At 33.2% G+C, this 20,295-nt stretch carries 19 protein-coding genes; 8 read left to right on the plus strand and 11 right to left on the minus strand.

Translation table 11 applies throughout. The annotated features are described in order from the left end of the window. Window positions 1–53 precede the first annotated feature (53 nt). A complete protein-coding gene (locus ACFHWD_RS15025) occupies window positions 54–962 on the plus strand; it encodes a LysR family transcriptional regulator (RefSeq protein WP_378062605.1) in 909 nt (302 codons plus the stop codon). A 55-nt stretch (window positions 963–1,017) separates the two neighbouring features. Here the strand turns inward: ACFHWD_RS15025 and ACFHWD_RS15030 are convergent, their stop codons facing one another. The 4 genes from ACFHWD_RS15030 to ACFHWD_RS15045 form a co-directional block, all read right to left on the minus strand. Then, a complete protein-coding gene (locus tag ACFHWD_RS15030; RefSeq protein ID WP_106009545.1) occupies window positions 1,018–2,238 on the minus strand; it encodes an FMN-binding protein in 1,221 nt (406 codons plus the stop codon). Between the two features lies 1 nt (window position 2,239). Continuing rightward, entirely contained in the window at window positions 2,240–3,301 is a 1,062-nt protein-coding gene (locus ACFHWD_RS15035; RefSeq protein ID WP_378062608.1) for an FAD:protein FMN transferase, read from the minus strand. Window positions 3,302–3,428: 127 nt separating this feature from the next. Beyond that, window positions 3,429–3,914 (minus strand): dihydrofolate reductase, encoded by a 486-nt coding sequence (locus ACFHWD_RS15040; protein ID WP_378062610.1) that lies wholly within the window; start codon window positions 3,912–3,914, stop codon window positions 3,429–3,431. Between the two features lie 75 nt (window positions 3,915–3,989). Beyond that, complete coding sequence (locus tag ACFHWD_RS15045) at window positions 3,990–4,913, minus strand: metal ABC transporter substrate-binding protein (RefSeq protein ID WP_378062612.1); 924 nt, start codon at window positions 4,911–4,913, stop codon at window positions 3,990–3,992. A gap of 224 nt (window positions 4,914–5,137) precedes the next feature. Here ACFHWD_RS15045 and ACFHWD_RS15050 point away from each other — a divergent pair, with 224 nt between their 5' ends. Together ACFHWD_RS15050 and ACFHWD_RS15055 are read left to right on the plus strand one after the other, a co-directional pair. Then, the gene (locus ACFHWD_RS15050) at window positions 5,138–6,280 is read left to right on the plus strand and encodes a YibE/F family protein (protein ID WP_229981821.1); all 1,143 of its coding nucleotides are present in this window, start codon (window positions 5,138–5,140) and stop codon (window positions 6,278–6,280) included. Between the two features lie 73 nt (window positions 6,281–6,353). Beyond that, window positions 6,354–7,409: a stage II sporulation protein P gene (locus ACFHWD_RS15055; protein ID WP_378062614.1), complete on the plus strand. Its 1,056-nt coding sequence runs from the start codon at window positions 6,354–6,356 to the stop codon at window positions 7,407–7,409. Between the two features lie 54 nt (window positions 7,410–7,463). On the opposite strand, the gene ACFHWD_RS15060 is transcribed toward ACFHWD_RS15055, so the two are convergent. Next, complete coding sequence (locus ACFHWD_RS15060; protein WP_378062616.1) at window positions 7,464–8,012, minus strand: TIGR00730 family Rossman fold protein; 549 nt, start codon at window positions 8,010–8,012, stop codon at window positions 7,464–7,466. Between the two features lie 162 nt (window positions 8,013–8,174). On the opposite strand from ACFHWD_RS15060, the gene ACFHWD_RS15065 reads away from it, so the two are divergent. Next, window positions 8,175–8,687 (plus strand): DUF2284 domain-containing protein, encoded by a 513-nt coding sequence (locus tag ACFHWD_RS15065; RefSeq protein WP_179977472.1) that lies wholly within the window; start codon window positions 8,175–8,177, stop codon window positions 8,685–8,687. 116 nt (window positions 8,688–8,803) lie between these two features. Here the strand turns inward: ACFHWD_RS15065 and ACFHWD_RS15070 are convergent, their stop codons facing one another. Together ACFHWD_RS15070 and ACFHWD_RS15075 are read right to left on the minus strand one after the other, a co-directional pair. Next, window positions 8,804–9,508, minus strand: a complete 705-nt coding sequence (locus tag ACFHWD_RS15070; protein ID WP_150357881.1) for a CAP domain-containing protein — start codon at window positions 9,506–9,508, stop codon at window positions 8,804–8,806. A 238-nt stretch (window positions 9,509–9,746) separates the two neighbouring features. Beyond that, window positions 9,747–10,772, minus strand: coding sequence for an aldo/keto reductase (locus ACFHWD_RS15075; RefSeq protein ID WP_179977470.1), 1,026 nt, complete (start codon window positions 10,770–10,772; stop codon window positions 9,747–9,749). A gap of 158 nt (window positions 10,773–10,930) precedes the next feature. Here ACFHWD_RS15075 and ACFHWD_RS15080 point away from each other — a divergent pair, with 158 nt between their 5' ends. Next, window positions 10,931–12,049, plus strand: coding sequence for a class I SAM-dependent RNA methyltransferase (locus ACFHWD_RS15080; protein ID WP_229981819.1), 1,119 nt, complete (start codon window positions 10,931–10,933; stop codon window positions 12,047–12,049). A 78-nt stretch (window positions 12,050–12,127) separates the two neighbouring features. Here ACFHWD_RS15080 and dapB read toward each other — a convergent pair whose 3' ends face one another. The 3 genes from dapB to ACFHWD_RS15095 form a co-directional block, all read right to left on the minus strand. Further along, window positions 12,128–12,949, minus strand: a complete 822-nt coding sequence (gene dapB / locus ACFHWD_RS15085; RefSeq protein ID WP_229981818.1) for a 4-hydroxy-tetrahydrodipicolinate reductase — start codon at window positions 12,947–12,949, stop codon at window positions 12,128–12,130. Between the two features lie 214 nt (window positions 12,950–13,163). Continuing rightward, window positions 13,164–14,726: a glycine betaine ABC transporter substrate-binding protein gene (locus ACFHWD_RS15090; protein WP_179977468.1), complete on the minus strand. Its 1,563-nt coding sequence runs from the start codon at window positions 14,724–14,726 to the stop codon at window positions 13,164–13,166. Continuing rightward, a complete protein-coding gene (locus ACFHWD_RS15095; protein ID WP_150356657.1) occupies window positions 14,726–15,853 on the minus strand; it encodes a betaine/proline/choline family ABC transporter ATP-binding protein in 1,128 nt (375 codons plus the stop codon). Before ACFHWD_RS15095 ends, ACFHWD_RS15090 begins: the two co-directional genes overlap by 1 nt. A gap of 248 nt (window positions 15,854–16,101) precedes the next feature. Here ACFHWD_RS15095 and ACFHWD_RS15100 point away from each other — a divergent pair, with 248 nt between their 5' ends. The 3 genes from ACFHWD_RS15100 to ACFHWD_RS15110 all read left to right on the plus strand — a co-directional run bounded on the left by ACFHWD_RS15100 (window position 16,102) and on the right by ACFHWD_RS15110 (window position 18,905). After that, window positions 16,102–16,737, plus strand: coding sequence for a TrkA C-terminal domain-containing protein (locus tag ACFHWD_RS15100; RefSeq protein ID WP_150356658.1), 636 nt, complete (start codon window positions 16,102–16,104; stop codon window positions 16,735–16,737). Between the two features lie 113 nt (window positions 16,738–16,850). Continuing rightward, on the plus strand, window positions 16,851–17,531 hold the full coding sequence (locus ACFHWD_RS15105; protein WP_150356659.1) for a response regulator transcription factor: 681 nt from the start codon (window positions 16,851–16,853) through the stop codon (window positions 17,529–17,531). Window positions 17,532–17,534: 3 nt separating this feature from the next. After that, window positions 17,535–18,905: an ATP-binding protein gene (locus ACFHWD_RS15110; RefSeq protein WP_378062621.1), complete on the plus strand. Its 1,371-nt coding sequence runs from the start codon at window positions 17,535–17,537 to the stop codon at window positions 18,903–18,905. Between the two features lie 123 nt (window positions 18,906–19,028). On the opposite strand, the gene ACFHWD_RS15115 is transcribed toward ACFHWD_RS15110, so the two are convergent. Beyond that, window positions 19,029–20,186, minus strand: coding sequence for a YibE/F family protein (locus tag ACFHWD_RS15115; RefSeq protein WP_150356663.1), 1,158 nt, complete (start codon window positions 20,184–20,186; stop codon window positions 19,029–19,031). Window positions 20,187–20,295 lie beyond the last annotated feature (109 nt).

Raw genomic sequence — 20,295 nt, forward strand, 5'->3', positions numbered from 1 at the left:
CTGCATGATATAATTGCCTAAAGTGCAGGTATTCTAAGGAGGAAAATTATATTATGCGTCTAGATCAGCTTTACTATATAGTGGAAGTTGCCCAATTTAAATCCATTTCAATGGTTGCTGAAAGGAACTATATGTCACAGCCTGCAATTAGTTCATCTATCTCAAAGCTGGAGCTTGAATTGGGAGTTACACTTTTTAAGAGGACTAATAAGGGAATGGTACCTACAGAGATAGGTAAAAGTGTGATAGAAAAAGCAGCAGGCATTATAGATGAGATAGAAGAAATAAAAAATATTACCAGAAATAATGCCATGAAACTTACTGGAGATATAAGCATTGCAGTTGAACCCAGCTTTTGTAATACAATAATGGTAAATATACTCACCACATTTAAATATAAACATCCCAAAATAAATTTGATGGTAAAGGTGGGAGAGTCAAATGACATACTTCATGATTTACTTTCAGGAAGAGCGGATATAAGTATTAACTTGAAAACAGAACAATATGTAAAATCTAGTGATATTATCATAAAGAAACTTTTCAAAGATAATCTCATGGTGATTGCAGGCAAGAATTCTACAATTGGAGATAAAGAGACAATTTCTATAGAAGAAGCATTAAATCAGCCTGTGGCACTTTATAATACCGGATATGAGACGAGATGCGGCATTTCCCAAATATTACATAAATATGGGAATCTAAAGGTGGCCTATAGATTTGATAATTTAAATGTAATAGAGAAGGTTGTAGGTGATGGTACATGCATATCTTTTGTGCCCAAAATGATGATTAATTATTATAAAGGTTCCGATTCAATAAATACGCTTCTTATAAATAATACAAGCCTGGAAATAGAAGTCATAATGGTAATCAACAAAAGACACAGAATTTCCAATATTGAAAAAGATTTGATAAATACAATTAAATCACTGTGCCAAAGATGTGAATTTAGTGATTGAAGGATATAAACCTGAGCCTGCCTCGGCAGACTCAGGTTTACTCTTCTATAGAATATTAAACAGCTTTATCTAATGCATTTTGAACTGCCTCGATGAGTCCTCTGCTGCTGTAGGTAGCTCCGGATACGGTGTCAACTGAACTTGACTGGGCTGAAATTATTTCATCAGGTATGGTGTCTTCAACGTATTGATAGAATCTTGGAGTATCACCTGTTGATATTGTTTTTATATCAGTGATTTTGCCGCCGTTTACAGTTACGGAGACTTTTGTTGTACCATCATGAAATCCTGTGCCGGTTCCAATATAGGTACCGTCTTTGTATTTAGCTTTTTGTGAAGCATTTGAATTTACGGCAGTTTGACTATTGCTGTTTGACGTTTTGCTTTTACTGGTGGAGACTACATTATTTGGGGAAGCTAGGCCTTTTTGTGTTAAAATTGAACTTCCTAAATTGGTTAAACCATATATACCTGTGAAGATGAAAATGGCAAAAGAACCTGCCATTGCTGGATTCACATCTTCACCCAGTATGCTTGCACGGGGATTTCTCCTGGGGCATGTTTCTATACATTTTAGACAATTTATGCATTCGCCCCCCTTGACACTGTTCATGCTGTAGAGCTTTAAGCCCATTGAACAATTATCTGTGCATAGTCTGCATCTGCCGCATTTGTCACCGGGTTTGTTTATTTTAAATATACCCATTCTGGATACCAGGGAAAATACGGCACCCAGAGGACACAGATATCTGCAGAAAAATCTTTCAATAAAAATATTTCCCAGAGTTATTAAAACCAAAAGTATAAATCCAACGGTTAAAGACGACAGTACAGTGGACAGATCACTTATCTGTGCAAAGGCATCCCAGGGACTTGAACCATCTAAAATAGTGTTTCCACCTTTAAATAGGAGGATCAGGATGATAAATAAAATTATATATTTTATATATTTCAATATAGAATCAAGCTGTTCACTTACTTTAAAATTAATTTTAAAGACCTTTTTTGATATTATGTGAATCCAGTCATTGAAAGTACCAAAGGCACAGAGCCATCCACAGAAAAATCTGCCCATTAAAATGGTGGAGACAGTTGTTATTATAAATTCCATCAATCCCGGAAAAGCCTGAATAAAATTGAAATTGCCGCTGACAATCATCTGTAAAATTGATTTTAGTTCACTAAAGGTCAGTATGTACATACCAGGCAGCAGAAAAAACAAAATCAGCTGTATAATGTGTCTGGAAATTTGTATTTTTTTAATCTTTTTTGTCATATTAACAGATCCTTTCCTGCTCATAATTTTTGATATATTTAAATTCGTTGTCAGTCAGCTTGAAATTTTCAACAATACCTGATGTAATATACACTTTTTTTGCATTGGTAATCAATATTGCATCTATGCCCGGCAGAGATTCTATTAAATCCATGGATTTATGTACATCCATAATATAGATGCCTGTGGATAATCCGTCGCCGTCAATGGAATTGTCGGATATAATACTAGCACTTACAATGCTGCTCTCTGAAGGATATCCTGTTTTAGGATCCAGTATGTGATGGAATTTTTTGCCGCTATTCATAAAATATCTTTGGTAATTGCCTGATGTAACTAGGGACTTGTCTTTAACATTTACTATACCAATATATTCTCCACGGTGTTTAAATGGGTTTTGAATGCCTATACTCCATAAATCACCGCTGCATTTGCGGCCCAGGGCAAAAATATTTCCGCCCAGATCGATTAAGGCACTTTTAACGTGATGTTTGGACAACAGGCCTTTAACTGTATCTGCTGCAAATCCCTTGGCTATACCTCCCACATCGATTGACTGATTTTTATATTTCAACTTGATGGATCTGGTACCTTCATCTAAAATTATGTCCTTATAGTTGACCAGACTTAATTTTTTATCTATTTCATCTTTTTGAGGAATTCTTTCATGTTCAGTACCTATATTCCATAGAGATGTTAAAGGACCTATAGTGGGATCAAAAGATCCGCCTGACAGCTCGGCATATTCTACAGCTTTTTTTATTACAAAATAGGTATCGCTGCTGATGATTTGAGGAGATAATCCGGCATTTCTATTTATTTTTGATATTTCACTGTAGTCCTTGAATACAGACATTTTGTCATCAATATCCCTGAGTTTTTCCAATGCCTTTTCTGCTAATTGTTCAGATCTATTTCCAAATATCTGTATATGCACTATGGTTCCCAGAACATAGCTGTTTTTAATTATATAGGTTTTTTTATTGTGAATTATGAATGCATAAATAATCACTGATATAAGTGTAGTGATTGTTATAACAATATTTACTATGTTTTGAAACAAATTATATCACCTGCAAAATTTAAATTATTCTTTTTTAGTATAGATTTATAATAAAAAACAAACCTTAATATTACATTAAGATTTGTTAAAAAATTTCTTATAAAAATGTTAATTTTGAATAGGCATTTTAATGAAACTCTTTTTCAAAAGTTAAAAAATTGTATTCAATATTTTTATCATAATGCTTCTCACATTCAAGTAATGTATAATCTTCTCTGTTGAATTTAGGAAAATATGCATCTCCATCTTCAAAAGACATTATTTCAGTTAAATACAATCTGCTGCAGTAGGGCAGCATCTGATTGTAGAGTTTTTCTCCTCCTATTATAAATACTTCTTTAGAATAATTTTTGTATTTTAAAATGTCCTTGATGTTATGTACAACTGTAACACTATTGTCTGAAATCAAATAATTTTTATTTTTGGTTATTACAATGTGTTTCCTATCTGGCAGTATTTTAGGAAGTGACTCGAAAGTTTTTCTCCCCATTATGATAGTTTTTCCCAGAGTTATTTTTTTAAATCTTTTTAGATCCTCTGGTATGTGCCATATCAGTTTGTTGTTTTTTCCTATTACGTAATTTTTATTGATAGCTGCAATTAAACTTATCACAGGGGAGCTCACTTCCTTGTCTGTACTTATTCAGAATGTATTTACTGTATTATAGCATAATATGCGGATGAAATGTTATTTAAGGCTGCTATATATCATTTCTAAATTGGACTTCATGCTTTGAATATAATTTTTGTTATCTTCTTTACTTTCAATTGTATATATTTTTTCTACCTTTGCTCCTACTTCTTTGGCCAGGGTATTGGAAACCTTAGGACTTACCATGTCTTCTACAAATATTGTTTTTATATTGTTCTCCTTGCAGTAATTAACAAGCTCTGCCAATTTTTGGGGCGAAGGTTCTCCTTCTGCAAATACACCTTCCACGCTGTTTTGTTTTAACCCATAATCCCTGCAGAGATATGCAAAAGCAGCATGACCGGTTACAAAATTTTTATTTTTAACAGTTGAAAATTTTGTTTTGTATTCACTGTAGAGATCCTCTAGCTGTTTTGAAAAGCTCTTGTAGTTTTTTTCATAAAAATCTTTATTTGAAGGATCCGCTTTAACTAAAGCATCTTTTATGTTCTTTGATTGGATCTCAGCGTTTTTTAAACTTATCCATGCATGGGGATCATATTGACCGTGCTCCTTTATCTCGTCTGCATCTGTATTTTTAATTGGAGTTATATCTTTTGAGGCATCAACTGCAATTAAATTTTTATTATTTGCTGAATTTATGACCTTGTCTTTCCATGATTCCATTCCAAGTCCGCTGTATATAAATACATTGGCACTGCTAAGGGTTTTAAGATCCTTTGCAGTTGGTTCGAAGTCATGAGGCTCTGTGCCATTTGGAATTATGGTTGTAATATCTATCTTATCTTTTCCGATGGCTGAGGCAAATTCCCTCATGTCGTTGAAAGATACCACTACTTTTGGCTTCGATTGACTTTTATTATCGGTGTTTGTCCCACTTGAACTACTGCATCCTGAAAAAACAAACATAATACTGCTGAAAATAGCAGCTATTATAAATAACTTATTTTTTTTAAACATTTCATGACCTCCTTAAAATATGTAAATGCACATGAATTGCATTTACATATTTACTATAATGGAGTATTGAATTATTGTCAAGAAATAAAATGTAATTAAATTATATACTCCATATGCTGGTTTATGTCAATAGGCAAAAATTTTACTGAAAACTTCGAAATATATGGCTGTTATATTTTTAAAATACTTGAATATTATTTAATAAACATTAAATTGTACGAGGAGTGATAAAATTGTTTAAAACACGTAAATGCTTTTTACTTTTTATAGTATTATTTATGATTCCTGTTATTCTATTTTGTACTATTTCAGTAAGAGCAGAAGGAAGTGAAAGTGATAGTAATACTGCCGAAAGCATAATAAAGGGCAAAGTTATAAATGTAATATCTTCCAATGATGCAGATAAAGAGGATAAAAATGTTATGGAAAAGCAACAAAAATTGAAGGTAGAGATCACAGAGGGAAAGCACGATGGTGAAAAAGTTGAAATAACACATACTATTCAGCCATCCAAACCGGATAATATAGAATTTAAAACAGGTGATGAATTGTTTCTGTCGATAAGCGAAGACAATAGTGGGAAAATAAACGAAGCAAGTGTATATCAGGTAGTTAGGCAGAATCAATTACTTCACCTGCTTATATTTTTTATGATATCTATTATTTTAATAGGTGGAATAAGAGGTTTTAAGTCCCTGATAACTTTAACAATAACCTGTTTGATAATTGTAAAAGTATTTTTACCGCTGATTTTACAAGGATATAATCCTATTGTTGTCTCAACAGCTGTTTGTATTGCTATAACAATAATAAGCCTGATTATAGTGAGCGGATTTAATAGGAAAAGTGCAGCTGCAATTTTGGGAACAAGCAGTGGAGTCATTATAGCAGGTATTATAGCATATGTTTATATTAACTCTGCAAGGGTATCGGGAGTTGGAACGGAAGATGCCCAGCTGCTTATGGATTCTCTTTTAAAGGGCACTTTGAATTTTAAGGGAATTTTGTTTGGATCAATACTTATAGGTACATTGGGTGCGGTAATGGATATAAGTATGTCTATAGCTTCAACTATGAATGAGTTAAGAGAAAATAATCCCAGGATTTCAAACGGAAATATTATAAAAGCAGGAATGAGTGTGGGAAGGGACACTATAGGAACAATGACAACTACTTTAGTACTGGCCTATATAAGTGGCACTGTGTTTCTGGTATTGGGATATATGGTGAGTAAAAGCAGCTTTATAGATATAATAAACCAGGATATGATTGCCTCGGATGTAATAAAGACTTTTGCGAGTAGTATAGGGCTTATATTTACGATTCCCATCACTGTCTTTGCATATTGGATTTTGGATAAGAGATGATAATGGATTCATAGTGAATTTCAGTTGTGAAGGGAGGGAAAAACTGCTTTTTGATTAAAGCAGTAAATATATTGTGAATTATAAAAAATTTAGCAGAAAAGATAAGCCTAGATTTGAAATGCTCAATTTGATTATAAGCCTGGTATTTGTAATTGTATTGCCCTATTTGGTTGAGGCAAATAATAATCAAAATAACAATATTAGAGGAAACATGTTATATGTTCAAATACTGAATTATGCGATGCCTGCAGTTAAAGCCACCTGTTTTGATGAAGAAGATATGGCAGAAAATAATTTTTCGCTGAAAAATTTAGTTTTAGAGCCTTTTAATATAAGTTATAAAAATCCACTTAGTATACTGGGAAGGGAAGTGGCCTTTTTAGGGGGTGGTATATCGGATGGCAGCGTGAATGAGTTTAAGCTTGATGATAAACAGATAGCTAAAACAGACGATGACAAAAATTTGAGCAGGGGAGATAATAGTTCCGCTGAAAGTACAGATGTGTTTGATCCAAGTCTGAAGAGAAAGATGAACAGCAAAAAGCCGGATATACTTATTTATCATACCCATACTACGGAAAGCTATAAACCAGGAGATGCAAATAGTTCTGATGATACTAAAAATGTCTGTGCCGTAGGGCAGCAGCTGGTTACAGAGCTCAACAAATACGGCATTTCTGCAATAAATGATACCACTGTCCACGATGCACAGGGATATAATCAAAGTTATGCAAGATCTTCGGTAACCTTGGGAAAATACTTAAAAAAATATGGAGATTTCAAGCTCATAATAGATATGCACAGGGATTATGCTGAAGATAAAAATTCAGTGACTGTAAAATTAAATGGAGAAAATGTATCCAAGTTTATGCTGGTTATGACGAAAAAAAATCCTCATTTTGACAAGAATATGAAACTGGCAAATCAGATAATAGATCTTTCAAACAAGCTGTATCCGGGTCTTTCCAGGGGGGTTAATTTGTATTATAATTATGGAACAAGGTATTTTAACCAGGGCATGAGCAACAATGCAATACTTATGGAGATAGGGTCCCAGATAAATACTACGGATGAATCCAAAGCCTCTACCAAGTATATAGCGAGGATAATTGCGCAGATCATCAAATAGCTGAAGATTGAAAGTTAGGGGAAAACTTTGATAATAAAATTTTCCCCCAGGTTTTTAACTAGACTTGTAGTTTATCATATTATTTACCAATTGATGGGGACTATTTGAAATCAATAGAGATTTGAGGCTTAAGTCATTTATGAAACCTTCTCTGCATGAATTCTTAAGCATGTCTAAAAGAGGATCAAAAAAATGTTCTATATTCAGTAATCCTATAGGTTTTTTATGAATTTTAAGTCTGGCCCAGCTTATGGTATCGAATAATTCCTCATAAGTGCCGAGTCCCCCTGGGAGAGCAATAAATCCATCACAAAGATCTGACATTCTTTCTTTCCTTTCGCTCATGTTTTTAACATATATGAGTTTAGTCAATTTGTGATTAGGAGGCTCGTTTAAAAGAAGTATTTCAGGAATAACACCAGTAACTTTACCACCATTTTTTAAAACTTCATTTGAGATTTGCCCCATAAGACCTGAATTGGAACCTCCATATATAAGCTGTATTTGATTTTTTGCCAATTCTTTTCCAAGTAATCGTGCACCTTTACTGTATTCTTTACGTGTACCTGAATTTGAACCGCAATACACACATATATTTTTCATGCTATCAATCCTCCTGTAATCAGTTATTCCATATTGCACTTTATTATATTATATAGAAAAAAAGTATGATTGATAATTATATATTGAGTACGGGATGATTATCTGGTATATAATTAATTTGAAATGGATGAAAAATATTATTTGATTTTGGGGGAATTTAAAATGAAGGATGATTTGAAGAAATATATCGAAGTAGCCAAGGAGCTTGGAGCATATGATGCCAAAATAATTGATACAGATACAATAGAAACAGCTGCATGGACAATAATGAAGTGTAAATTTGGATGCGGCAATTATAACAGAAGCAATTGTTGTCCGCCTAAAGCTCCTTCTTATAAGGAGACACAGCAGATAATTGATTGTTATGACAAGGCTATTCTCATACAGTGCAAGATGGATTTGGCTTCCACTACTAAAATTGCAGTGGAAATTGAAAAAAATATTTTTTTATCAGGTTATTATAAGGCATTTGGTTTTGGAGCAGGCCCTTGTAAGCTGTGCGAAGAATGTGATATGGGAAATTGCAGGCATCCAGGTGAAGCAAGGCCATCTATGGAGGCCTGTGGTATAGATGTATTTGCTACGATAAAGGCAAATGGATTTCCTATAGGTGTATTAAAGAATAAAGAAAGAAAAGATCAGCTCAATTGTTATGGACTAGTTCTTATTGAATAATATGTACTGAAATCGTGAATATGTGCAACTATATTATTTTTTAGAAGATCAAGGAAGTGCTGTAAAGATACTTTTAAAGTAGTTTTTCAGCACTTCCTTCAAATATTTAAGATTGACTATTTACCAGGGTTTATAAACATCTGAACCCAATAGGGAGTTCCATTTTTATCTTTGGCAACTCCAACTCCAATTTCTGTAAAATTAGAATTTAATATATTTGCTCTGTGGCCTGCAGAGTTCATCCAGGCATTCATTACTTCAGAAGGAGTTTTCTGGCCATATGCTATATTTTCACCTGCTGCTGTGTAACTTATACCAAATTTTTTCATCATGTCAAAAGGCGATCCGTAAGTAGGTGAATTGTGGCTGAAATAGTTTTTGTCAATCATATCTTGGGCTTTCACTGCTGCCACTTTGGATAATTCGGTATTGGCTTTAAGTGGAGCTAGTCCATTTTTGCTTCTTTCTGCATTGACTAATTTTATAACTTCATTTGCTTCAGTGCTTATATTAGAAGATTGTCCACTATTTTGTACCGGTTTTGCAGATGAAGTATTTTGATTTGTGTTGGCAGAAGCCTTATTGGAATTTGTCTGCACCTTGGTAGTACAAGTGTTTTTATTCCCAATTGACTTTTCTGAAGTAAAAATTTTCAAATTACTGAGCTGAGGATAATTAGCTAGTACATTTTTTGACAGAGCCTGTTGATTTACTGAATTAGGACATGTACTTTCAGCTGCTTTTGCTACAGCAGGTGTAATAGCTGGTATAGTTCCAGCAATAACCATTGCTGCGATTATCGATTTGACTTTTTTATTCATAAAATGAACCCCCAAAAATTTTGACTTGAAAAAATTATATTGATTTCATATTTGAAAATTTCAATATAATTTCAATTTAAGTTTTTAATATATTAAAAAACTTATTTTAGAGTATAAATAATAAATATGAATATTGTGTCAATGTTTTGTAAATACAATAAAAACATTTCAAATAATTGTAAAAACATTTTGGTAATAAAGGTTCATATTTGAATATGAGTATAAATTTAGATGTAAATCAGTCATTTTTGTGCTCGGCATAAAATCTATTGTAGCTTTTGAGCTCTTTTTTTAAAAGATTTGGTGTATCAAGTTTATATGGGCAATGATCCTTACAATGGCCACATTCTATGCAGTTATTTATTAGATCCATTTTTCCCTTGAATTCATCTTTCATGAAATCTTTGTAGGGAGCTCTTTTTAGGAAGAGAGATATCCTGGCACATGTGGGGATCTCAATTCCTGCAGGACATGGGAGACAGTATCCGCATCCCCGGCAGAAGTCTCCAGCTAGTTCCAAACGATCTTTCTTGATGATGGACCACATGGATTCGTCCAGTACCGGTGGATTTTTTTCAAGGGCAATGAATTCATCTAGTTCGGATTCCCTCTGTATGCCCCATATAGGTACTACATTATTGAACTGCCTTAAAAATGCAAATGTAGATGCAGCATTGGTTATAAGTCCTCCTGAAAGAGCTTTCATAGCAATGACGCCGATATCTCTTTTTTTACATTCACTTATGAGTTTTAAATCATCATCTGAGGACAGAGAACTCAATGGAAACTGAATGGTATCGTACAGTTCTGAATCCGCAGCTTTTAAGGCATTGCCTATTTTATGATTTGTGATTCCTAAAAATCTGGTCATGCCGCGTTTTTTAGCTTCCAGAAGACCAGCATAAAGTCCTTCGGGATCATCAGGATCAGGTAATTCATCAGGGTTATGCAGCTGAATGATGTCCACGTAATCTGTCTTTAAATTTTTCAGACTTGTTTCTAAATGCTTTAGCAGGGTTTTTTTATCTTTTGCATGACTCTTTGTAGATATTATGATATTTTTTCGTACATCAGAAAGTGAGTAGCCTATTTTTTCCTCACTATCTGAATACATTCTTGCAGTGTCGAAAAAGTTTATTCCATTGTCATAGGCTTTACGCAAAATTTTTTTAGCATCTTCAAAGGAAACCCTCTGTATGGGCAGTGCTCCAAAGCCGCTTCTTGTTACCATCAAATTTGTTTTTCCCAATCTTATTTTATCCATAAAAACACCTCCAAATATATTTATTATAGCTTAAGATCAGCAGATTGTAATTATTAATGTATAATGTATTTAATATTTTGACTTTATGTATTATAATTGTTAAATTGGATAAAAAACCGCACATGTGCAATATTTTAAAAGTATGTAGGAGGGACAAGATGGAATACACATTGATTGCCACATCCACATTTGGACTGGAATCTGTAGTTGCCGGGGAGCTAAAAACTCTTGGATATGAGGATTTGAAAATTGAAAATGGAAGAGTTATTTTTCAAGGAGATGAGATTGATATAGTCACCTGTAATCTATGGCTTAGAACTGCAGAAAGGGTTCTTATAAGAATGGCGGAATTTAAAGCGGAGAGCTTTGAAGAACTTTTTCAGGGTGCACTTTCCGTGAATTGGGGGAGCTTAATGCCAGAGGATGCATTTATGCATGTGACAGGAAAATCTATAAAATCAAAGCTGCACAGTATACCTGACTGTCAGTCCATAGTTAAAAGAGCTGTAGTTGAATCCATGAAAAATAAATATGGAATAGAAAGATTTGAGGAAACTGGGGCTGAGTATAGGATAGAAGTTGGCATTTTAAAGGATATGGTTACCTTGACTGTGGACACTTCCGGTGAGGGGCTGCATAAAAGGGGATACAGAAAAAATTCAGGAGAAGCACCTATCAAGGAGACTTTGGCGGCAGCTATGGTGCTGCTTAGTAGGTGGAATCCCAGCAGGATATTGGCAGATCCCATGTGTGGCTCCGGAACTATTGCAATTGAGGCAGCATTAATTGGAAAAAACATAGCTCCAGGATTAAATAGAAATTTTGTTTCAGAACAATGGGATATAATTCCGCAGCATATATGGAGGGATTTAAGAGAATTTGCAGTAAATTCTATAAACGGTAGGGAGTTCAAAATTTTGGCATCGGATATAGATGGAAGAGTGATTAGAACTGCCATGGGAAATGCCAAAAAAGCAGGAGTGCAGGACTACATAACATTTCAAAAAATACCGGTACAGAAGTTCAGCTCAAAGAAGAGCTGTGGATTTATAATAAGCAATCCGCCTTACGGGGAAAGACTAGGGGAGCTTAAAGAAGTAGAAAAACTTTATCAGGATATGGGGAGAGTATTTTCAAGACTTAAAGGTTGGAATTATTTTATAATAACTGCTCACGAAAAATTTGAGAAACATTTTGGAAAAAAATCTGACAAGAACAGAAAACTTTATAATGGTAGGTTAAAATGCTATTATTATCAGTATTTTAATTTTGAATGAGGGAAGCTGATGGAATTATTTTAACTTCCCCGGTTCATTATTCAGTTATGGCGAGAAGTTTGATTTTAACATGCAGGATTAGTTTGCTATTAGATTTTCATCTAATGCATCGATGTATTTATGTAGTATCCTTTTAAGGTCTAATATATCTTTCATCTCATAGTATCCTGACTTTTTATAAATATAATTTATGGCACTTATAGCTCCAGATGCAAAAGCTTTTCTGGAAAAGGATTCATGACTTATTTTTATCTGATCATCATCACCAACTATGAGTACCTCATGTTTCCCTATCACACCTCCGGCTCTTACACCGTTGACAGGAATATCTTTATTGAATACTCCAGATGATTGAAGTCCATGTTCTATTTCTTTAGAAAGTTTTATGGCAGTTCCTGATGGAATATCTTTTTTGGTTTTATGGTGAAGTTCCAGAACTTGAAAATCATAGTTATTTAATATGGATGCTGCAATATTAGACAATAACATAACCACATTAACACCTAAAGTAATATTGGGAGCATAAACTATACCGTTATCGAATTTGTAAGTCATATTTTTAAGCTTGTCAATACTTTCTTCAGAAAATCCTGTTGTCCCTATGACCATATTTACTTTCATTTTAGACAGTGCTAAAGCGTTTTTCATTGTTGCTGAAGGGGTTGAAAAATCTACAACTACATCAGGTTTGCTTTCGAAGATTGAAGCTTCCAGCTTATCTGAAGTTGAAATTTTTACGTTGGTTCTATCATTTTTTAATAGATCTCCTAATTTCATCCCTTCTTTTCTACTATTAGGGCTGCAAATTGCGCATACGATTTCCATATTGTCCTGTTCTAGGATTTGATTTGCTATATGTTTTCCTGTCCTGCCAATACCTATTAATGCTACTTTGATCATATAAATTACCTCCTTGACTAATATTATCTTCACTTTTTTACCGGTATTATTATAATGTAGAAACTTTTACATTAATATAAACAACTTTATTATATCATACAAGTTGTTTGTTGTCATTATTATCAAATATATCCTTTACTTGAAAATTAGATTATTCTAAAGTTCAGGTGAAGAAAAGCATTCCTTATCGGTAAACTCCATCTGAACCTAAGAATCACTTTATCAAATTTTGTTCTTTTAAGAATTCATGAGCAACGGTCTCCGGCTTCTGTCCCAGGCTATCCACTTTATAATTTAATTCCATCATGGTTTTGTCATCTATTTTTCCGCCTAATCTGTTTAAAATCTCCTTAAGTTCGGGATGCTTTTCTAAGGTTTCTTCTCTGATTACAGGGGCGGCATAATAGGGTGGAAATACTTTTTTGTCATCAGTTAAAACTTTTAAATTAAATTGTTTAAGCAGTCCATCTGTGGAAAAGGCATCAATTACATCAGCTTTTTTTTGATTTAATGCAGTGTATCTGAGTCCTCCATCTACACTGTTGATTTCTTTGAAATTGATACCATATACATTTTGAAGAGGTTTTAAAGTATCTGCTCTTCCTGAAGTGAACTCCATAGTACAGCTCAATCTTAAGTTGTTACTTATTTTTGCAAGGTCGGATATAGTGTTTAAATTGTATTTATTGGAGGTATCCTGAGATACTGCCAGTGCGTAGGTGTTATTAAATCCAATTGGATTTAGCCATTTTATCTTAAAGTTTTTACTGTAATAATCTTTTACGGTATTGTATGCTTTGTCGGGATCATTTATTAGACTGTGTTTCATTATATCCATGAGTCCAGTACCTGTATATTCAATACTTACATCTACGTTTCCGGATTTCATTGCACCCATCACTACATTTGTTCCTCCCAGATTAGGCCTGTAATCTACTTTAATGTTACTGTTTTTTTCAATAAGTTCCCCAACCATGTCTACTAATATGATCTGTTCAGTGAAGTTTTTCCCGCCAACAACTATCTTATTTTTTGTATTATTATAATAGAATGCGGATGCTGATATTATTAAAATGCAGAGTACAATTGCTGCAGCTCTCTTATATTTTAGTGGCACTTTCCTCTTTTTCCTTTTAGCTGTTGACTTTTCTGTTGCTGATTTTTCAATTTTGCCAATAATAAAATCAATTGCTAGTGCTAGTATACATGCGGGTATTGCTCCTGCAAGTATCATGTAGTTATTGACGCTTTGAACTCCCGTAAATACCATATATCCAAGTCCACCTGCACCTACAAATGCAGCTATGGTCATAAGTCCAACTGCGGTAACTGCAGATATCCTTATACCTGCCATTATTACTGGAAGCGCAAGGGGAAGTTTTACAATTTTCAGTATTTGTGATTCAGTCATACCCATTCCCTCGGCAGCTTCTAGTATATTGGGATTTATACCTGACAGTCCGGTATAAGTATTTTTTATAATGGGAAGAAGTGAATATAAAATTACCATTACAATGGCAGGTTTGCTTCCAATGCCTATGACGGGAATTAGAAATCCCAGTAATGCCAAACTTGGAATTGCCTGTATTACATTTGCAATACCTATTACAAGGGAAGACAGTCTTTTGTCTTTTTCTATAAGTATTCCCAAAGGTACACCTATTAATATAGCTATAACCACCGATAACAAAGTCAACTCGATATGCTGGAGAAAAAGGTTTAATATATCGCCTGTCCTGCCTGCAATGAAATTATAAAAACCTATAATCGAATTCATTAAATCTCCTCCTCTGCATCTAAAAATTGAGCACTTAATACTGTTATGAGGCTGCTTCTGGTAATAAGTCCTGCTAATGCACCCTTTTTGGTTAAAACAGGTACATATCCTATGTTATTGTCACTTATTTCCTGAAGTACATCCACTATGCTGTCTTCTTCATATACTGTAAATATATTTTTCTCCATTATATTTTTTAATTTCAATGTTTTGTCCATACCTTTTCGTATATCTTTTAGGGTTACAATTCCAATGAGAGTTAGATTTTTATCCACTATCATAAGGCTGTCTACATTGTTTGTTCTCATTATTTCTACTGCTTGTACTATAGTTCTTTCCGCATTGGTTACTACAGGGTTGGTTATCATTATGTCTTTTGCCTTTATAAATTCTGGTTTATTCCAAATTCTATTTTTGCCTATAAATTCTTCTACAAAACCATGGGAGGGGTTTTTCAATATTTTTTCGGGAGTATCAAATTGGAGTATATTTCCATCTTTCATTATACATATTTTATTTCCCAGTTTTATTGCTTCATCCATGTCGTGGGTTACGAATACTATGGTCTTTTTTAATTCCTGCTGGAGGTTAAATAGCTCATCCTGAAGCTGGCTTTTGCTTATAGGATCAAGTGCACTAAAAGGCTCATCCATAAGTACTATATCTGGATTCATGGCAAATGCTCTAGCTACACCTATTCTCTGTTGTTGTCCTCCACTTAATTCATTTGGATATCTGTTTAAAAATTCGCCTGGATTCATTCCTATCATTTCCAGAAGTTCTTCAGTTCTGTCTTCTATCTTTTTTTCAGGCCATTTTTGAAGCCTTGGTATCAATGTTATATTCTCCTGTATGGTCATATGGGGAAAAAGGCCGACTTGTTGGATTACGTACCCAATTTTTCTTCTAAGCTCTATACTGTTCTCTTCTTTGATATTTTTATTATTTACAAAAATATCACCGGAAGTTGGTTTTATAAGCTTATTTATCATTTTGAGTGTAGTTGTCTTTCCACAGCCGCTGGGGCCGATGAGTACTACTAGTTCTCCTTTATGAATTTTTAAATTTATGTTGTTCAATACTACTTTACCCTTAAAAGATTTAGTTATATTTTTAAATTCTATCATAACGGGTGTCCTCCATTTCATTTAGCCAATTTTTGACATTAATGTAGCGCAAATTGACAAAGTAACAATTTAATAATAGCATAAAAGTTGTTACTTGTCATTAATAGTTTATTTATTCATATTCTGTATAAGTAAATTTTTAGATTGTATTTACATGATAAGAATAATAATCTATACTATTTATTGATTTAATGAAATATATTAAGGGGAGGTTTATTTTAGGTAATTATATCTAAAAAAAATTTAAAATGTCAGTAGAATCAGAATGTGTGGTAAAACCTATATATCAAAAAATAGCTATAGACATAGCAAATAGAATAATAATTGGAGATTTCTCAGTAGGGGATAAGCTTCATGGGAGATCATCTCTTTCAAGTCATTATAATGTTTCACCTGAAACTATCAGGAGGGCCATTATTCTTTTAAATGATATGGATATAGTTGAGGTGATAAAAGGCAGTGGAATTATTATAAAATCTGTAGATAATTGTTTGAAATTCATAGAAAAATTTAGAGATATAGATTTTCTAAATTTATCAAAAAAAGAAATATTGGATTTATTTGTGGAGAAAAGTAAATTGGAGAAAAAAATTAAGGAAAAGATAGATGAATTTACGGATTACTCTAATAGATTTATTAATTCTAATCCCTTCATACCCTTTGAGTTCAAAGTATATAAAGGACTTAAAGTTATTGGTAAAACTATATCTGAGAGCAAATTTTGGCAAAATACAAGTGCTACCATAATAGGTATTAGAAGAGGAAAAAATTTGATTATTTCTCCAGGACCCTGTGCTGTATTTCAGGAAGGTGATATTTTATTGGCTATAGGTGAAGAAAGCAGTTATTATAAAATTAAAAAATTTCTCTATGGAGACAAATAAATAGATGATTGAAATTAAAGCAGGATAAGGTACAGTATTTTAATGTGATTTTAATCTCAATAATATATAATCTCAATATAAGTATTATTATAACTGATGTTTGAGGTGATTTTTTGAAAAACTATAAGATACTCATAATTGAAGATGAAAAAAAGATGTCCATGTTTATGCAAATGGAACTTAATCATGAAGGTTATGCTACTGATGCTGAATACAATGGAAGAGAAGGACTGAAGAAGATACAGAGAGGTAATTATGATCTAGTGCTTTTGGATGTAATGCTTCCGGGGTTAAATGGAATGGAGGTTTGCAGAAGAGTGAGGCAGTTTTCCAGGATCCCAATTATAATGATAACTGCTAAGGATGATGTGATGGATAAAGTAATGGGACTGGATATAGGGGCAAATGATTATATTACAAAACCCTTTGCTATAGAAGAACTTCTGGCCAGGATACGTGTCATAAGAAGAAATAATGATAAAAAATCAGAAGATTATAAATATGAAGTGGATGATCTTGTAATGAATACTAAAACTCACGAAGTCACAAGAAATGGAAAGCATATTGAACTTACAAAAAAAGAATATGATCTTTTAGAGATTCTTTTAGTCAACAAAAATGTAGTCCTAACAAGAGATCAGTTGATAGAAAAAATCTGGGGCTATGATTATTTCAATGACACAAATGTAGTCAGTGTATTTATAAGGTACCTTAGAAGTAAAATTGATGATGGATTTGAGAATAAGTTAATCACAACTATAAGAGGAGTTGGATATGCGATAAAGGGAGAATAGACTATGAACTTGTGTATTATAAAAAATGCAAAGATATCTGTCAAATTAACTGGAATATTTGCTTTGATGTTTTCAGTGATGCTTGCAGTATCCAATGCCTATATATTACATGGAGTAGAGCACTATATGTATATGCAGACAGCTAAACGTCTGGAAGATGTAAATCAAATAATACTTGACAGATTAAAACTGAAACAGCTCTCAAGTAGTGAATTATTTTCTGATATATTGCCTAATGAAAATATATTTATAAAGATAATGGATAAAAATGAGAAAATAATAAATGTATCAGATAAGTTTGACTATCATTTAAAGATTTCTGAACCCTATGGGAAAATAAAACATGTAGAAAAACATGAAAAGCATCTTACCTATTTGAATACAAAAATATTAGATAAGAATTATGGGATTTTGTATATGCAGATAATTAAAGATATGGACAATGAATATGATTTTTTGAAAATATTGTTTTTCTTCATGGCTGCAGCAGATCTATTCGGAATAGCCTTATCCATCTTGTTAGGGTATATAATAAGTAAAAAAATGCTGAATCCAATTGACAATATCACAAAAACTGCCGATGAAATAAGCATTAACAATTTAAAAGAAAGAATAAATATACAGGGGCCTAACGATGAACTTAAAAGGCTGGCAACCACACTGAATAACATGATTGATAGACTTCAAACATCTTTTAGCAAACAGACACAATTTGTTTCGGATGCATCTCATGAACTCAGAACACCTATAGCAATAATTCAGGGATATGCTAATCTTTTAGACAGATGGGGAAAAAATGACAGAGAAGCTCTTGATAAATCTATTGAAGCCATTAAATCTGAATCACATAGCATGGGAGAATTGGTAGAAAAATTGCTCTTTTTAGCCCGTAATGATAATAAGTCGCAGAAGGTAGAAAAAAATGTTTTCTATCTCAATGAATTGATAGATGAGGTTACTGAAGAGACTAGAATGATAGATAAAAAACATATAATATCAAATATCAATAATGAAAATGTACAGGCTATTGCAGATTATAAACTTATAAAGCAATTAATTAGGATAATTGTAGACAACAGTATAAAATTTACCAAGGAGCATGGGAAAATAGATATAAGTTCCGTTAAGTTTGGCAAATATATCAACATATCAATAAGTGACACGGGTATAGGAATTCCAGAAAATGAAATTCCCAAAATATTTGACAGGTTTTATTGCGTAGATAAATCCAGATCCAAGGATATTGGCGGAAGCGGGTTAGGGCTGTCTATAGCCAAGCAAATTGTGGATGTCTACAATGGAACTGTGAATATTAAAAGCACGGTGGGAAGGGGTACCAGAATAACTGTGAGTCTGGATATTATAGAGAATTAATCTTTTTTTAATCCTTTTTTAATTTTAGATGCGTAACATAGTGGTATCAAAATAGGAAGGTGATTAAAAAAATGAAAGAAATAGTAAACAGTCCCTCTAGATTTATAGTTGAACTAGAACCAATTAATTAAATCTGTCATACAATCTTGTTATAATTTCTGTAGAGATAAATGATACTATGGGAACTGTAAAGATTATTGTCATGCTCCCTGTGAGCCCCTGTATGATTTCAAGGCTTACCATGTCCATGTTGATGAGCTGGTTATAGCTTAAATTGTAGGAATAAATTATTATAAGCATACTTAGGGAAGCTCCGGCAAAAGCCAGAATGAGAGTATTTGCCATGGTTCCCATCATGTCTTTTCCGACATTCAATCCTGAGTTAAACAATTCTCTTCTGCTGATCTTAGGATTTGATATATATATTTCCTGTATGGAAGATGCTATGGATATGCTGATGTCCATTACAGCTCCCAGGGAGGCTATTAGAATTCCTGCAGTTAGAAGACCATACACCTTCATGCCGGATACATTTGAGATCATGTTGAGACTTTCCACCTGTGTCAGATTCAGGCCTGTCAAATGGGCAAAGTATCCGAAAATAACTTCAATTATCCCTGCAATTATAACTCCCGACATTGTTCCAAGTATGGCAGACAGTGTCTTGGTACTTCTGCCGTTTAGCAGGAAAAGAGAAACACAGGTGGTTATGACTATTATGAGGATTGCGGATAAAACCGGTGAGTATCCTCTGTAAAGCATGGGAATGAACAGAAATATAACACAGCATAGAGTAAAAATAAGTCCCAGTACTGACCTGAATCCTTTTTTCCCGCCTACTATGCACAGCAGGGCAAAAAATATAAAGATAAATGCATATTGTACAGGAGCTCTGTAATAGTTATATACTGTTATGCTGTATGATCCACTTCCAGAAGTAGCTATGTCCACTATAACCTTCATATTTTGTTTCAAATATACATTGTGGGTGTCGCTTAAATAATTTGTAACATTTTTAATTTCACCTTTATGTTCTCCCGAGAGAATTTTTAATTTTACCTGCTGGCTGCCAAAATATATGTTTTTGGATTCGTTGAATTGTTTTAGAGAATTATTTTTTATTTCCAGCACTTGGGCTTTTTCATATTTTACATTGGCCTTACCCTTTTGAATGTTATAAGTTACAGGATGGCTTACATTGAAGTTATATAAAAAAGCGCCAAATAGAAATGTGGCTATTATAAAAAGCAATATCTTAGATATTCTTGAAGAATTTCTCATGCCTGCCCCTCCATAAGTTTTTAGTCATTCACTTATTATATTGCTCTATTGAAACAAGTTAATAAAGATTGTGTAAAGTTTAAGTTAAGTATGTGAATGTTATGATTAT

This window comes from Clostridium sp. MT-14, from assembly GCF_042436595.1.
GTDB classification, from domain to species: Bacteria; Bacillota; Clostridia; order Clostridiales; family Clostridiaceae; genus Clostridium_B; species Clostridium_B aromativorans.

What these genes read in the sequence shown, in the direction of transcription:
- ACFHWD_RS15025 (WP_378062605.1), top strand. Translation starts at nt 54, where the DNA reads ATGCGTCTAGATCAGCTTTACTATATAGTGGAAGTTGCCCAATTTAAA.
- ACFHWD_RS15030 (WP_106009545.1), bottom strand. Translation starts at nt 2,238, where the DNA reads ATGACAAAAAAGATTAAAAAAATACAAATTTCCAGACACATTATACAG.
- ACFHWD_RS15045 (WP_378062612.1), bottom strand. Translation starts at nt 4,913, where the DNA reads ATGTTTAAAAAAAATAAGTTATTTATAATAGCTGCTATTTTCAGCAGT.
- ACFHWD_RS15060 (WP_378062616.1), bottom strand. Translation starts at nt 8,012, where the DNA reads ATGAAAAATATATGTGTGTATTGCGGTTCAAATTCAGGTACACGTAAA.
- ACFHWD_RS15065 (WP_179977472.1), top strand. Translation starts at nt 8,175, where the DNA reads ATGAAGGATGATTTGAAGAAATATATCGAAGTAGCCAAGGAGCTTGGA.
- ACFHWD_RS15070 (WP_150357881.1), bottom strand. Translation starts at nt 9,508, where the DNA reads ATGAATAAAAAAGTCAAATCGATAATCGCAGCAATGGTTATTGCTGGA.
- ACFHWD_RS15075 (WP_179977470.1), bottom strand. Translation starts at nt 10,772, where the DNA reads ATGGATAAAATAAGATTGGGAAAAACAAATTTGATGGTAACAAGAAGC.
- ACFHWD_RS15080 (WP_229981819.1), top strand. Translation starts at nt 10,931, where the DNA reads ATGGAATACACATTGATTGCCACATCCACATTTGGACTGGAATCTGTA.
- dapB (WP_229981818.1), bottom strand. Translation starts at nt 12,949, where the DNA reads ATGATCAAAGTAGCATTAATAGGTATTGGCAGGACAGGAAAACATATA.
- ACFHWD_RS15090 (WP_179977468.1), bottom strand. Translation starts at nt 14,726, where the DNA reads ATGAATTCGATTATAGGTTTTTATAATTTCATTGCAGGCAGGACAGGC.
- ACFHWD_RS15095 (WP_150356657.1), bottom strand. Translation starts at nt 15,853, where the DNA reads ATGATAGAATTTAAAAATATAACTAAATCTTTTAAGGGTAAAGTAGTA.
- ACFHWD_RS15100 (WP_150356658.1), top strand. Translation starts at nt 16,102, where the DNA reads ATGTCAGTAGAATCAGAATGTGTGGTAAAACCTATATATCAAAAAATA.
- ACFHWD_RS15110 (WP_378062621.1), top strand. Translation starts at nt 17,535, where the DNA reads ATGAACTTGTGTATTATAAAAAATGCAAAGATATCTGTCAAATTAACT.
- ACFHWD_RS15115 (WP_150356663.1), bottom strand. Translation starts at nt 20,186, where the DNA reads ATGAGAAATTCTTCAAGAATATCTAAGATATTGCTTTTTATAATAGCC.